This is a genomic window from Actinokineospora sp. HUAS TT18, assembly GCF_051364635.1.
Taxonomy (GTDB): domain Bacteria; phylum Actinomycetota; class Actinomycetes; order Mycobacteriales; family Pseudonocardiaceae; genus Actinokineospora.
The window spans coordinates 1,245,820-1,259,143 of record NZ_CP195645.1 but is presented as its reverse complement, the minus strand read 5'-3'; the positions used below and the strand labels follow the sequence as shown (position 1 = coordinate 1,259,143).

14 protein-coding genes are annotated in these 13,324 nt (G+C 72.2%); 6 read left to right on the top strand and 8 right to left on the bottom strand.

Annotated elements, in window-relative coordinates:
• Nucleotides 1-2: 2 nt before the first annotated feature.
• From ACSHT8_RS05695 to ACSHT8_RS05680, 4 genes are all read left to right on the top strand, one after another.
• Complete coding sequence (locus tag ACSHT8_RS05695) at nucleotides 3-980, top strand: Acg family FMN-binding oxidoreductase (RefSeq protein ID WP_436498385.1); 978 nt, start codon at nucleotides 3-5, stop codon at nucleotides 978-980.
• Complete coding sequence (locus tag ACSHT8_RS05690) at nucleotides 977-1,858, top strand: universal stress protein (protein WP_436498383.1); 882 nt, start codon at nucleotides 977-979, stop codon at nucleotides 1,856-1,858. Before ACSHT8_RS05695 ends, ACSHT8_RS05690 begins: the two co-directional genes overlap by 4 nt.
• The gene (locus ACSHT8_RS05685; protein ID WP_436498381.1) at nucleotides 1,855-2,289 is read left to right on the top strand and encodes a universal stress protein; all 435 of its coding nucleotides are present in this window, start codon (nucleotides 1,855-1,857) and stop codon (nucleotides 2,287-2,289) included. The genes ACSHT8_RS05690 and ACSHT8_RS05685 overlap by 4 nt, the downstream gene beginning before the upstream one ends.
• 72 nt (nucleotides 2,290-2,361) lie before the next feature.
• Entirely contained in the window at nucleotides 2,362-4,059 is a 1,698-nt protein-coding gene (locus ACSHT8_RS05680) for a GAF domain-containing protein (protein ID WP_436498379.1), read from the top strand.
• A gap of 179 nt (nucleotides 4,060-4,238) precedes the next feature.
• On the opposite strand, the gene ACSHT8_RS05675 is transcribed toward ACSHT8_RS05680, so the two are convergent.
• Nucleotides 4,239-5,225 carry an Acg family FMN-binding oxidoreductase gene (locus tag ACSHT8_RS05675; RefSeq protein WP_436498377.1) on the bottom strand — a complete coding sequence of 329 codons (987 nt, stop codon included), beginning with the start codon at nucleotides 5,223-5,225 and terminating at the stop codon, nucleotides 4,239-4,241.
• A gap of 160 nt (nucleotides 5,226-5,385) precedes the next feature.
• Here ACSHT8_RS05675 and ACSHT8_RS05670 point away from each other — a divergent pair, with 160 nt between their 5' ends.
• Complete coding sequence (locus tag ACSHT8_RS05670) at nucleotides 5,386-5,853, top strand: OsmC family protein (RefSeq protein WP_436498375.1); 468 nt, start codon at nucleotides 5,386-5,388, stop codon at nucleotides 5,851-5,853.
• A gap of 52 nt (nucleotides 5,854-5,905) precedes the next feature.
• On the opposite strand, the gene ACSHT8_RS05665 is transcribed toward ACSHT8_RS05670, so the two are convergent.
• A complete protein-coding gene (locus ACSHT8_RS05665; protein WP_436498374.1) occupies nucleotides 5,906-6,172 on the bottom strand; it encodes a DUF1876 domain-containing protein in 267 nt (88 codons plus the stop codon).
• Between the two features lie 91 nt (nucleotides 6,173-6,263).
• The gene (locus ACSHT8_RS05660) at nucleotides 6,264-6,698 is read right to left on the bottom strand and encodes a hypothetical protein (RefSeq protein ID WP_436498372.1); all 435 of its coding nucleotides are present in this window, start codon (nucleotides 6,696-6,698) and stop codon (nucleotides 6,264-6,266) included.
• Between the two features lie 202 nt (nucleotides 6,699-6,900).
• Here ACSHT8_RS05660 and ACSHT8_RS05655 point away from each other — a divergent pair, with 202 nt between their 5' ends.
• Nucleotides 6,901-7,506, top strand: a complete 606-nt coding sequence (locus ACSHT8_RS05655) for a CBS domain-containing protein (protein WP_436498370.1) — start codon at nucleotides 6,901-6,903, stop codon at nucleotides 7,504-7,506.
• 43 nt (nucleotides 7,507-7,549) lie between these two features.
• Here the strand turns inward: ACSHT8_RS05655 and ACSHT8_RS05650 are convergent, their stop codons facing one another.
• From ACSHT8_RS05650 to ACSHT8_RS05630, 5 genes are all read right to left on the bottom strand, one after another.
• Nucleotides 7,550-9,385 (bottom strand): phosphoenolpyruvate carboxykinase (GTP), encoded by a 1,836-nt coding sequence (locus ACSHT8_RS05650; RefSeq protein ID WP_436498368.1) that lies wholly within the window; start codon nucleotides 9,383-9,385, stop codon nucleotides 7,550-7,552.
• A 14-nt stretch (nucleotides 9,386-9,399) separates the two neighbouring features.
• Nucleotides 9,400-9,615: a hypothetical protein gene (locus ACSHT8_RS05645; protein WP_436498366.1), complete on the bottom strand. Its 216-nt coding sequence runs from the start codon at nucleotides 9,613-9,615 to the stop codon at nucleotides 9,400-9,402.
• A 109-nt stretch (nucleotides 9,616-9,724) separates the two neighbouring features.
• Entirely contained in the window at nucleotides 9,725-11,218 is a 1,494-nt protein-coding gene (locus ACSHT8_RS05640; protein WP_436498364.1) for an NADH-quinone oxidoreductase subunit C, read from the bottom strand.
• Entirely contained in the window at nucleotides 11,215-12,660 is a 1,446-nt protein-coding gene (locus ACSHT8_RS05635) for a proton-conducting transporter transmembrane domain-containing protein (RefSeq protein ID WP_436498362.1), read from the bottom strand. Before ACSHT8_RS05635 ends, ACSHT8_RS05640 begins: the two co-directional genes overlap by 4 nt.
• Entirely contained in the window at nucleotides 12,661-13,323 is a 663-nt protein-coding gene (locus tag ACSHT8_RS05630; RefSeq protein WP_436498360.1) for a hypothetical protein, read from the bottom strand.
• Between the last annotated feature and the right edge of the window lies 1 nt (nucleotide 13,324).

Here is a 13,324-nt window from a genome sequence, read left to right as displayed (position 1 = left end):
ACGTGCAAACCGAAGGCGAGTGGACCCAGGGCGAGATCGCGCTGATGGCCGCGGCGGTCAGCCGGGCACCCTCAGTGCACAACACCCAGCCGTGGGTCCTGGAGGCCAGGGGCCGGACTGCGGCGCTCTACGAGCGCTTCGACATCCGCCTGCCCCGGCACGACCCCGCGGGCCGGGACCGGCTGATCTCCTGCGGCGCCGCGCTGACGAACCTGCGCCTGGCCGTGCGCAGGCTCGGCTGGTCGGCGCGGTGGGGCCAGTTCGGCAACCCGCTGCGCCCCGACGAGGTGGCGCGGGTGACCGCGACCGACCGGGGCACGCCGACCCCATGGGACATGGCGCTGTTCCACGCGATCTCGGCCCGGCGCAGCCACCGGGGCCGGTTCGCCGGTCCGGCGAGTGCCCAGGACGTGGCGGCGCTGAAGCACTCGTCGACCACGCCCGGGCTCAGCGCCCACGTCGTGGCCGCCACCGAGGTCGGCGCGATCGCCTCGCGGCTGCGCTACGCCGCCTCGGTCCTGCAGGGCGACCGGGCTTACCTGCGGGAGCTGGCGGCGTGGACCGCGGAGCTGCCGCTGCCCGACGGCATCCCGCTGGCGAACCTGCCCGCGGGCGCCCTGCCGTGGACCGGCCTGGTCAACGCGGCCACCCACATCCCCGACGACGACACCCTCGCCGCACGACTGGGCGAGGAGTCGCTGCTGGTGCTGATCACCGTCGGCGACGGCCGCAGCGACCACCTGCACGCGGGCATGGCCCTGCAGGAGATCTGGCTCGCCGCGACCACCCGCGGCCTCGCCGCGTCGGTGCTGACCCAGCCGCTGCACCTGCACGAGGTGCGCGCCGGGCTGATCGAGGCCATGGAACTGCCCGGCTACCCCCAGGCGATCCTGCGCGTCGGCATGCCCGCCGACGTCGTGCCGCCCACCCCGCGCCGTCCACTCGGCGAGGTCATCCGATCGAAAGGCCACCCGTCATGAACACCCAGGTGCGTCCGCCCGTCGTGGTCGGCGTCGACGGATCAGACTCCGCTCTCGACGCCACCGCGTGGGCCGCCACGGAGGCCAAGCGCCGCAACCTGCCCATGCTGCTCGTGCACGCCTGCGTGCTCCCGCCGATCCGTCACCCCACGTCGGTCGCCGACCAGAGCCGCTGGATCGATGAGCTGTCCGCCAACGGCCAGCACATCCTCCGGGAGGCCGCCGCGGCAGCGCGCGCGGCGGCACCGGGGGTGGAGGTCACCACCGACCAGCGAGTCGACTTCGCCGTCGACGCGCTGGTCGAAGCCTCAGCGGGCGCGCACGCGGTCGTGGTCGGCCACCGCGGCCTCGGCGGGTTCACCGCGATGCTCGTCGGCTCGGTCGCCGTCGCCCTGGCCGCCTACGCGCAGGCGCCGGTGGTCGTCGTCCGCGGCACCGTGCCGACGACGGGACCGGTCGTGCTCGGGGTCGACGGCAGCCCGGCGAGCGAGGCCGCGATCGCCTTCGCCTTCGAGGAGGCATCGGTGCGCGGGACAAGCCTGATCGCCGTGCACACCTGGCTCGACATCGCCTTCACCGGGGCGTGGACCGCGCTGCCGTCGACCATCGACTGGGCCGCGGTCGAAGAGGACGAGCGGATGCTGCTCGACGAGCGGCTGGCGGGTTGGCAGGAGAAATACCCCGACGTCGCCGTCGAACGGCGGGTCCTGCGCGACCGGCCCGTCCGGGCACTGCTCGACGCGGCCGAGGACGCGCAGCTCATCGTGGTCGGAACCCGCGGCCACGGGCAGCTCGTCGGCATGGGACTCGGCTCCACCAGCCAGGCGCTGCTGCACCACGCCGAATGCCCGCTCGCCGTCATCCGACCACAGCGATGACCACCGCGCCGATCGCTGTCGGGGTCGACGGCTCCGCCGCGGCGCAGGCCGCGCTGCGGTGGGCCGTCGACGAGGCGACCCGCCGCGGCTGCGGGGTGCGGCTCGTCAACGTGTGGTCGATGGGCTCGGTCCGCGACTTCCTGTGGACATCCCGGCGCGTGCTGCGGGCGGAGTCCCGTGCGCTGCTGCGCGCCGCGGCCGCGGCGGCGAAGCCGGGACCAGTCGAGGTGGACCTGGTCAGCGTCGAGGGCGCCGTCGCGCCCGAACTGGTCGCGGCGGCCGACGGCGCGGCACTGCTGGTGCTCGGCACCCGGGGCCGCGCGCGGTCGCGGGCGGTCATCGGCCACTGCGTGCGGCACAGCGAGGTCCCGGTCGCGGTGATCACCACCGACAGCGTCGCCGCGGCGCGCCATCCGGCGGCGACAATGTGATCGCCCGGTTGGTGCCGGCCGCCGCTCGTGGCATCGTGGTGTGGTCGGGCACACGAACGGGTCGGAGTACCAATGCCCAAGGCGGAGAAGCCCGCGACGGTGTTGCTGTCGGGGCTGCGGCTGGACGAGCTGCTCGGTGAGGTGCAGGAACGGCTCACCGAGGTGATGCGCACCAGCGACCGGCTGCAAAGCCTGCTCGACGCCGTCCTCGCGGTCGGTGCCGGTCTGGAGCTGGACTCCACGCTGCAGCGCATCGTCCAGGTGGCCGTCGAACTCGTTGATGCCCAGTACGGCGCGCTGGGCGTGCTGGGCGAGCGGGAGGGGCTGTCGGAGTTCGTCTACGAGGGCATCCACCCCGACGTGCGGGCCACGATGGGCCACCTGCCCGAGGGGCGCGGCCTGCTGGGGCTGCTGATCGAGCATCCGGTGCCGATCCGGCTGGCCGACCTGTCCAAGCATCCGGCGTCGGTGGGGTTCCCGCCGAACCATCCGCCGATGCACAGCTTCCTCGGCGCCCCGGTCCGGGTGCGCGACGCGGTGTTCGGCAACCTCTACATGACCGAGAAGCGCGGCGGCGGCGAGTTCACCCCCGACGACGAGACGGTCCTCAAGGCGCTGGCGGCCGCGGCGGGTGTCGCGGTGGAGAACGCGCGGCTGTTCGAGCGGTCCCGGACCCGGGAGCGCTGGGTCTCGGCGACCAGCGAGATCAACAGCGCCATGCTGGCCGGGGCCTCCCAGGAGGAGTCCCTGGCGCTGATCGCCGAGCGAGTGGTGGAACTGGCGCAGGCGGATCTGGCGCTGATCCTGCTCGGCGAGGCCGGGGCACCGCTGCGGGTGACCGCGGCGAGCGGGACCGAGATCGAGGGCCTGTTCGGCGCCGAACTGCCTGGCCTGGCCGCGATCATCGACGACGTGCTCACCAGTGGGACCCCGCTCACCGAGACGGACCTGTCGGAGACCCTGGGCAGTTCCGAAGTGGTGGACCGGATCGGTCCCGCCGTGGTGGTGCCGCTGCGCAACGCGGCCGGTGTGGGCGGCATCCTGCTCGTGGCCAGGGACAAGGGCGGGTCGCCGTTCGCCGCCGACCAGGTGCCGCTGCTGGCCTCGTTCGCCGGTCAGGCCGCGGTTGCGCTGGAGTTCGCCGACAAGCAGCGCAACCTGCGGCTGCTCGACGTGCTGGCCGACCGGGACCGCATCGCCCAGGACCTGCACGACCACGTTATCCAGCGGCTCTACGCCACCGGGATGAGCCTGCAAGGCACGGTCCGGCGGATCACCGACGAGGACGTGCGCTCCCGGGTGCACCGCGCGGTCGAGCAGCTCGACCAGACGGTGCGCGAGATCCGCACGTCGATCTTCGACCTGCACACCGAGGACCGGGCACGCGCGGCGAACAGCCTGCGCAGGCGCCTGCTCGACATCGTGGGCGAGACCGCGACGGAATCGACGGTGTCACCGTCGGTGCGCATCTCCGGCGCCGTCGACACCCTCGTCCAGCCCGCCCTCGCCGAACACGCCGAGGCCGTGCTGCGAGAGGCATTGAGCAACGCGGTCCGGCACGCGGGCGCCAAGGAGATCGTGGTGGTGATCGACGCGGGTGACGAACTGCTCATCGAGGTCACCGACGACGGATCCGGCATCGCCGAGGACACCCCGCACAGCGGCCTGCGGAACCTGGCAGGCCGCGCGGCCAAGCTCAACGGCAGCCTGGACCTGGTGAGCCCGGCAGCGGGCGGCACCGTCCTGCGGTGGCGGGTGCCGCTGAGCTAGCGTCCGGCGCGGGGCACTAGTGCCCTGCGCCGGAAATCCGGCGTCTTTCTCGGCGGCCCAGCTTCCCGCTGGGCGCACGGACGAAAGGCGCCCGGACAACCAGTACGAGCACCTTCCGTCCGCACACCTAGCGGAAACCTGGACCACCGATAAAGACGCCGGATTTCCGGCGCGGGACACTAGTCGATCAGCTCGTCCACCGGCCGCCGTGGCGTGCTGGGCAGTGGCTTGGCCGATGGCCGTGGCCAGCCGACGCGCACGATCATCTGCGGCACCATCGCGCCGTCGAGCACCGACTCGCGCACCAGCTCCCGCGCCGACGCGACTTCCAGCGGCTGGGTCAGCGGGCAGCAGGAGAGACGTTCGCCGGTCGCGGCCAGCAGCACCGCGCTGGTCGCCTCGCCCGCCCGCAGCCGCGACAGCGGATCATCGGACGCGGTGCCCAGCACCACCAGCAGGCCCGCCCCGGTGTCCTGGTCGGGCACCGCGATGCCCGCGGTGGAGAACCGGCGCAGCCCCACATCGGAGTACCGCCGCGCCGCCACCGCGTTCCGCCGCGGCACGCCATCCTTGGCCGCCTGGTCGCGGCCGGTCCACAGCGCCACTTCCGTGGCATAGCCGGGATCGCGCTCCTGCTCGGCGTCGGCCAGCGAGATCGCCGCCCCCAGCGCCTCGCGCGTGGCCGGCGTAGGCCGGGTGAGCACGACGCCGCACTGGCCCGCGGCCTTGGTGAGCGTGGCGACCCGGTCGAGGGGGACCGGCGTGCCGCCGTAGGGCCTGCGGTCGGACCGCCTGCGCAGGATCGCTGCCGCGGCGGTGATCTCGGGGCGCGTCGGCTGGGCGGGGGCGAGTTCGACCGCGGCGAGGTGGTCGGGCTCGGCGGGGTTGGGCAGGCGGTGGATCGTGGCCCGCCACCCGAACGCCGCGAACGCGACACGCAGGTGGTGCAGCGCGGCCCCACAGCTGATCAGCAGGTCCCTGCCGTCCGGGTCGGTCGCGGGCAGCTGCCGGGACCAGTCCGCGTAGAGGTGCACGCTGGCCTCGCCGAGCCGCCAGCGCCAGGGCTGGGAGTTGTGCACCGACGGCGCCCGCCCGGCGAGTTCAAGCGCCGCACGGGTCGTCGCTGCATCGGGGAAGGCGCTGGTTCGCTCGTCGTGGCTGATCATCGTGGGTCGCCCTTTCGGTTGTGCTCACCCGATCGTCGGTCCCGCTGTGGTGCCCTCACAGTGCGAGAAGTCCCTGTTCCGACGACTTAGGTCTCTGCGAGGCCCAAGGTCCCGGTGCCGAGGTGTCCAGTCGCCCTGGCAGGCGCCCAAGGCGCGCCACTTGGCTGCGAAGCGCCAGCCCTCCACCGAGCGACGAGATGAGAAGACGATGGCCGATGTCACGGTGACCCACGTGTGCGACGACCGGTTCCAGATCGAGACCCGGGGCCACGTGGTCCTGGCCGACCAGCCCCGACGCGACGGCGTCGAGGTCGGCCCCACTCCGGTCGAGCTGATGGTGATGGCGCTCGCCACCTGCGCGGCGCACTACGCGGTCGGATACCTGCGTGCCCACGGCGTGCCGTCGGAGGCGCTGCGCGTGGACTGCCGCTGGACGATGCGCCCCGAACCGCCCCGGGTCGGCAGGGTGGAACTGGTGGTGACCCCGCCCGCGGGCCTCGACCCGGCCATCCGCGGTGGACTCCTTGACGCGGTGGACCACTGCTCCGTGCACAACACGCTGCGGCAGCCGCCCAGTGTCGTCGTCACCCTGTCGGGAGACGTCCTATCGGAACGTGCCGCGGGCTGAGCACGTGGCGAGAGGCCCGCAGCCGGGGACGGCGGGCCTCTGGTTCGACCACTCAGCGGGGCAGGTTGGCCGGCCGGTGGGTGATGGCCTCGATGTCGGCGGCGGTGGCTTCCAGCAGACGGTGCGCCAGGTCCGACAGGGCGCGGGCGACCGCGAGTTCGTCGCCGATCTCCGGGACATTGGTGTCCGCCGGGTTGAGCCGGGCGAGGCCGACACCGACCAGGGTGGTGTCGCGGGTCGACAGCCGGGCCTTGGCCCTGGTGCGTTCTTCGTGCTCATCGATGTAGATCTCGACGTGCCACTGTTTGACCTCGGTCATGGTGTCTCCCTCGTCGTCGCTTGGGATCGAGCCTGCAACCGCCACCCGGTCCCAGCAGGAGGCGAAGGTCCCTGTTGGTGCGGGGACATCGTCAGCGGAACCGGCGCGACGGGGCCCGGCGCAGTGACTCCACGGTGGGCAGCTCGACGACATGGGTGTCGGTGGCTGCGGTGGTGTCCGCGGCGGCGGCGATGCTGGCCCGGCAGGTGCGCACGAGCTGGCGGGTGGCGGCGCTGTCGGGCGTGCGTCGGCAGCGGGGGCAGGTGAGGCGGACGTCGCCGGTCAGTTCGTCGACGGCGATGTCGACGGCACGGGAGCAGGACCGGCACCAGCGGTGGCCGGTGACGGCGATGACGTGCTGCGGCGAGCTGACGCAGTGGTGCAGCCAGCGGCGGTGCAGCCTGCAGGTGGAACGCTCCAGCGGGTCGGACCCCGCGTCCTCCGCGATGTCCTCTTTGGACAGCATGACGGCCAGCCCGTGGTCGCGCAGGTCGCTGTAGCGGGGGTCGATGGTCGAGGTGGACATCGCGGGCTCCTTCCGGGTCGGTTCGTTCTGGTCTCCACCATCGCCGCCGGGGTGTGTCGCGGACCACAGTCGTGCTTCCCCATTCGCCGCTGACTTTGCGTTCCCTTCGGCTGGGTCGGGGTGCCCCGGCCGCGTCGACTTTGGTCCCTGTCGGCCCGGGTCGCCGCGGAGTGACCATGGGGGTGACACCAGGAGGAACGCCATGCGGGCGAAAGACATCATGAGCAGCCCGGTCGTGACGGTGACCGAGGCGACCCCGGTCAAGGCGGCCGCGACGCTGCTGGCCGCGCGCGGGTTCACCGCGCTGCCGGTCGTGGACGACGACGGGCGGCTGGTCGGGATCGTGACCGAGGCCGACGTCGTGCGCGACCGGATCCCGCCGGACCCGAGGTCGCTGGTCCATCCGGGCGCCCGGCCCGCGCGAGCGGTCCCGCCGACGGTGGGCGCGGTCATGAGCGCACCCGCGGTCACCCTCGGTCCAGGGGCGGACGTCGCGGCCCTCGCCGCGGCGCTGCTCGACGCAGGGCGACGGTGCGTGCCGATCGTGGACGGGGACAAGCTGGTGGGCATCGTGACCAGGCGCGACCTCGTGCGGGTGATCGCCCGCGACGACGAGACCATCGCCCGCGACGTGCGGCACCGGCTGGAGACCTACGGCGGCCCGGGGCGCTGGCGGGTCGAAGTCCGCGACAGCGTGGTGACCATCGCCGACGAGTTCGACGACGCCACCGACCGTCACGTCGCTCACGCCCTCGCGCGGGCGGTGCCCGGCGTGGTCGAGGTGGTGGCCGTCCAGGTCACGCGGTAGCGGCGTGCGCTCAGCGCTGGCGGGCAGCGGACTGCCCGCCAGCTCAGCCCAGGCGGTGTTTGAGGGCTTCGAGCTCGTCGCGCAGCGGTGTGGGGAGCTTGTCGCCGATCTTGTCGAACCACTCCTCGATCAGCGGCAGCTCGGCGCGCCACTCGTCGGCGTCGACCTGCAGCGCGGCCTCGATGTCGGCGTGGACAGCACTGTCGCCGTCAGCCAAACCAGACAAGTCGAGGTCGTCGATCGTCGGCACGTAGCCGATCGGGGTCTCGACGGCGGCGGCCTTGCCCTCGATGCGCTCGATGGCCCACTTCAGCACGCGGGAGTTCTCACCGAATCCAGGCCACAGGAACTGCTTCTCGTCGCCGCGGCGGAACCAGTTGACGTAGAAGATCTTCGGCAGCTTGTCGGCGTCGGCGCGCTTGCCGGTCTCGATCCAGTGGTTGAAGTAGTCACCGGCGTGGTAGCCGATGAACGGCAGCATCGCCATCGGGTCGCGGCGCACGACACCGACCTGGCCGACGGCCGCGGCCGTGGTCTCGCTCGACAGGGTGGCGCCCATGAAGGTGCCGTGCTGCCAGCTGCGCGACTCGGTGACCAGCGGGATCGTGGTGGCGCGGCGGCCGCCGAAGAAGATCGCCGAGATCGGCACGCCCTTCGGGTCGTCCCACTCGGGGGCCTTGGTGTCGCACTGCTCGATCGGGGTGCAGTAGCGCGAGTTCGGGTGCGCGGCCTTCTCCTCGGAGCCCGGCGCCCAGTCGTTCTTCTTCCACGAGGTCAGGTGCGCGGGCGCCTCGCCCATGCCCTCCCACCAGATGTCGCCGTCGTCGGTCAGCGCGACGTTGGTGAACAGCGAGTTGCCCTTGGCGATGGTGCGCATCGCGTTGGGGTTGGTGTGGAAGTCGGTGCCCGGCGCCACGCCGAAGAAGCCGTTCTCCGGGTTCACCGCGTAGAGGCGGCCGTCCTCGCCGAAGCGCATCCAGGCGATGTCGTCGCCGATGGTCTCGACCTTCCAGCCCGGGACGGTCGGCTCCAGCATCGCCAGGTTGGTCTTGCCGCACGCGCTCGGGAAGGCCGCGGCGACGAAGTAGACCTTGTTCTCCGGCGAGGTCAGCTTGAGGATCAGCATGTGCTCGGCCAGCCAGCCCTCGTCGCGGCCCATCACCGAGGCGATGCGCAGCGAGTAGCACTTCTTGCCCAGCAGCGCGTTGCCGCCGTAGCCGGAGCCGTAGCTCCAGATCACGCGCTCCTCGGGGAAGTGCACGATGTACTTGGTGTCGTTGCACGGCCACGCGACGTCGGCCTGGCCCTGCTCGAGCGGGGCGCCGATCGAGTGCAGCGCGGGCACGAAGTCGCGCTCGGTGCCGTCGGCGTCGACGAAGCGCTCCAGGGCCTTGGTGCCCATCCGGGTCATGATCTTCATCGAGACCACGACGTACTCGGAGTCGGTGATCTCCACGCCCAGCATCGGGTTCTCCGCGTCGAGCGGGCCCATGCAGAACGGGATGACATACATGGTGCGTCCGGCCATGCTGCCCCGGTAGTGCTCGGTCATGACGACCTTCATGTCGACCGGGTCCATCCAGTTGTTGGTGGGACCAGCGTCGGCGGGGTCGGTCGAGCAGATGAACGTGCGTTCCTCGACGCGGGCGACGTCGCTGGGATCGGAGGCGCACCAGAAGGAGTTCGGCTTGGCGGTGAGCCGGGTGAAGGTGCCCGCGGCGACCAGCTTGTCGGTCAGCCGCGCCCATTCCTCGCCTGACCCGTCGCACCAGACGATCTGGTCGGGGGTGGTCAGTTCGGCGACCTCGCGCACCCAGGCCAGCAGTGCCTGGTGGGTGGTGGGGGCGGCGGCCTGCTCGGTGGCGGCGGCTGCGGTCACGGTGTGGCTCCTTCTCAGCGTTGCGAGTGTCCGAGGTCGGCGTCGGCCAGCAGGCCCGCGTCGGCCCACCCGGTGGTGTCGATGTCGTGGCGGGCCGCGACATCGAGCAGATCGCGGACGCGGGCGGCGTGCAGGTGGGCCTCGTAGTCGTGCCTGGCGGTGCGGGCCAGACCCAGCCTGTCCACGGCCTGGGCCACCTGTGCGCGCAGCGCGGTCTCGAACTCGCCCATCGTCTCCCGTATCCGTTCGACATGCGGACACCCGCGCGCCACCAACCCGGCAATCATGTGCGCAATTGAAGACTTCTGCAAGTGTCGAAGTGTGCGACCTTGGCCACGGTCAGAGGTCGTTGCCGGGGTAGGAGAGGTTGAAGCTCTTATTGGCCAGCGGGAAGTCGGGGACGATCGTGTCGGCCATCGCGATCGGCAGCGCGGGCCAGGTGAGAAAGCTCGGGTCGACGATCTTGACCCGGGTGAGTGTGCCGTCGGGGCCGAGTTCGACGCGGTGGACGATGGTGCCGCGCCAGCCTTCGGCGATGCCGACCCCGGACTCCCGCGGTGTCCCCGGAGGCGCTTCGGCCGAGTGGACCGGGCGGCGAACGAGTTCGGTGATCAGCGCTGTGGAGTGGGTGAACTCGTCGGCGCGGCAGAGGAATCGGGACAGGACGTCGCCGTCGGTGCGGCGGAGGTCGGGCGTGCGGTAGTGGCCGGGGAGGAAGGGGTGGTCGTGGCGGGCGTCGACGGTCCACCCGCTGGCGCGGGCGATGTAGCCGAGGGCGCCGAGGTCGCGGGCTTGGGTGGCGGTGAGCGCCGCCGTGCCGGTGAATCGGTCGGCGATGACGGTGTTGGACAGGGCGATGTCGACGATCTCGGCGACGTCGGCGGCCAGGTGAGCGAGTTCGGCGGGGTCGGGCAGGGTGCGGATGGTCGCTCCACCGAGGTGGACCCCGCCGCGGAGCAGGCGGTGGCCGGTGACGGTCTCGTTGAGGCGCAGCAGTTGTTCGCGGACGCGCAGGGCGTGGCTGTTGAGGACGCTGTGGCCGACGTCGTTGCAGAGCGCGCCGATGTCGGCGATGTGGTTGTGGAGGCGTTCCAGTTCCAGCAGGATCGCGCGCAGCCGGTGGGCATCGTCGGGCACGGTGGTGCCGTGGGCGTCCTCGACGGCGAGGCAGTAGGCGAGGGTGTGGCCGACGGTGGTGTCGCCCGCGACGCGTTCGGCGAGTTCGATCCCGGCCTGTGGAGTGCGGCCGTGGAAGAGTTTCTCGATTCCTCTGTGGACGAACCAGAGGCGGGCTTTGAGGGCGAGTATGGTCTCGCCGACGACGGAGAACCGGAAGTGGCCGGGTCCGATGACGCCCGCGTGGACGGGGCCGACGGGGATCTCGTAGACGCCGGGACCTTCGACGGTGCGGAACGGGTAGGGGCCGTCGACGTCGCCGAAGGGCGGTGGGTGGCCGACGTCGGCGCGCATCGGGTACCAGCCCCTGGGCCAGTGGAAGTGGCGGACCAGCCGTCGCGGCAGTGGGTGGCCGGTGGGGATGATGCCGTAGAGGTCGCGCATCTCGCGTTCGAATCGGCCCGCGGGGAACGACATTCCGGCCAGGCTGGGCACCTCGGGTGTGGTCTTGTCGAGGGGGACGTGGAGTTCGACGCGCCGATCGGGGGCGCCCGCGGTGAACAGGTAGACCGCGCGGAGCCGGTGGCCGTCGTCGTGTCCGGCGACCAGCGCGACCCGGTATCCGTCGTCCAGCAGGGTTTGAGCGTGGTCGGGCAGTGCCTCGGGGGCGACGGTGAGCGAGGTGCGGTGCCTGCCCGCCGGGGTGCCGGGCGTCATCGTGTGCCTGTGAGAGTCGTGGCGGCGGCCTGGACGAGGTCGCCGAGCGGGCCGAGGGTCAGACCGGCCACGGCGCAGAGGACGAGCCCGCCGATCATCGCCGTGGTCACCGCGACGGGCTGGCGTGCCGGGCGTGTCTCGGTGGGGTCGCCGAGCAGCATGCGGCTGGTGTGGACAGTGAGGGTCGCGGCGATCACCACCGTCAGGGCGAGCACGGTGGCGGTCGCGGCACCCATGCCGGAAGCGAAGCCTGCCCGCAGGATGCCCAGTTCGCTGGCGAAGAGGCTGAACGGTGGGAACCCGACCAGGGCGAGCACGGCGGCGCCGATCGCGCCGGTGAGGACGGGGTGGTCGGCGGCAAGGCCGCGCACGCCGTCGATCCGGCTGGTGCCGGTGGCCAGGAGCAGGCGCCCGGCGCCGACGAACAGCACCGATTTGGCGATGCCGTGGCCGAGCAGATGCAGTAGGACCGCGGCCACGGCCAGGGGGCTGCCGACGGCGGCGCCGAACGCGGCGATCCCGAGGTGTTCGATGCTGGAGTAGGCGAACATGCGGGTGTAGTCGGAGACGCCGAGCAGCAGGGACGCGGCCACCAGCAGCGACGCGATCGCCATCCCGGCGAGCAGTGCGCGGGCGAACCCGGGGCCGAGGGCGGCGTCGGAGATCACCTTCACGCGCAGGATCGCGGCGAAGGCGACCGCGCCGAGTACTCCGGACATCAGGGCGGTGACGGGGGCGGGGGCCTGGCTGTAGGCGTCGGGCAGCCAGGCGTGCAACGGGGCGAGTCCGGCTTTGGTGCCGAAGCCGAGCACGAGCAGCAGCACCGCGATCCGGGTGACGTCGGGGTCGAGGGTGTGGGCGGCGGCGGTGAGCGCGGCGATGTCGAGCCCGTGGCCGCCGGGGGAGTGGGAGGCGGCGTAGGCGAGCACGATGGCGCCGAGCAGGGCCAAGGCGATGCCCGCCGAGCAGATCACCACGTATTTCCAGGCGGCCTCGGTGCCGTTGCGGGTGCGGCGGTGCCCGACGAGGAACGCGGTCACGATCGTGGTGGCCTCGATGGCCACCCACAGCACCCCGAGGTCGGCGGCGAGCACGGCCAGGGTGGTGGCGGCGAGGAACAGGTCCACCAGCACGTGATGCCGACGAGCGGAGTGCGTGGTCTCGGCGCGCAGGTGCGCGGGGGTCGCGGCGGCGGCGATGAGCGCGACCACGCCGATGATCACGAGCAGGAACGCGGCGAGCGGGTCGACCCGCAGCACCCCGCCCATGGCCGCGCGGGTCGGCGTGTCGATGCTGGCCGCGGCGAGCGCGACCGCTGCGGTGAGGAGCGCTGCAGGGCAGGCGACGCCGAGCCATCCGGCGAGGCGTGGGCCGAGCACGGTGTGGCCCGCGGCGGCGGCGAGCGGCGCGGCGGTGGGGAAGAGCAGCAGCAGATCGGTCATCTACTCGCGCAACTCCCGTAGGTCGTCGATGTCGGTGTCGCCGAAGCTCTCCCGCATCCGGGTGGTGAGGACCTGCAGAACCAGCACCGCGAGCAGCACGTCGAGGGACACCCCGACCTCTACGATCAACCCGATGTCCGACACGGTGAGGAACCCGACCGCGGTGATCCCGTTGTCCATCAACAGGAACCCGACGACCTGGGACAGCGCGCGTCTGCGGGTGACGAGCACGAAGAACCCGATCAGCACCACCGCCACGGCGACGGGGATGGCCTGAGTGGCGGGGGAGGGCGCCAGCCGGGTCAGTGGCCGGGCGACGGCGTAGGCGAGCAGGGTGAGCGCGGCGGCGGCCAGCAGCGACGCGGACACGTTCACCAGGGGACGGCTCTCTCGCCGCTGATCACCCGACGCGGCCAGCGCGCGGCGCAGCAGGATCGGCAGCAACCCGGTTCGCAGGACGAGGACCCCGGCGGCCACCACCCACAACTCGGTGGAACCTTCGTGCGCGGCGAGCACCCCGCCCAGCGCGGCCAGCGCGGCACCCTGGATGGCGAACACGCGGATCGCGACCGCCAGTTCGCGCCGCCACAGCACCAGCACCGCGCACAGCAGCAGCGCACCGCAGGCCAGGTCAAGCAGCTGGGTGAACACGGTTTCGGTCATC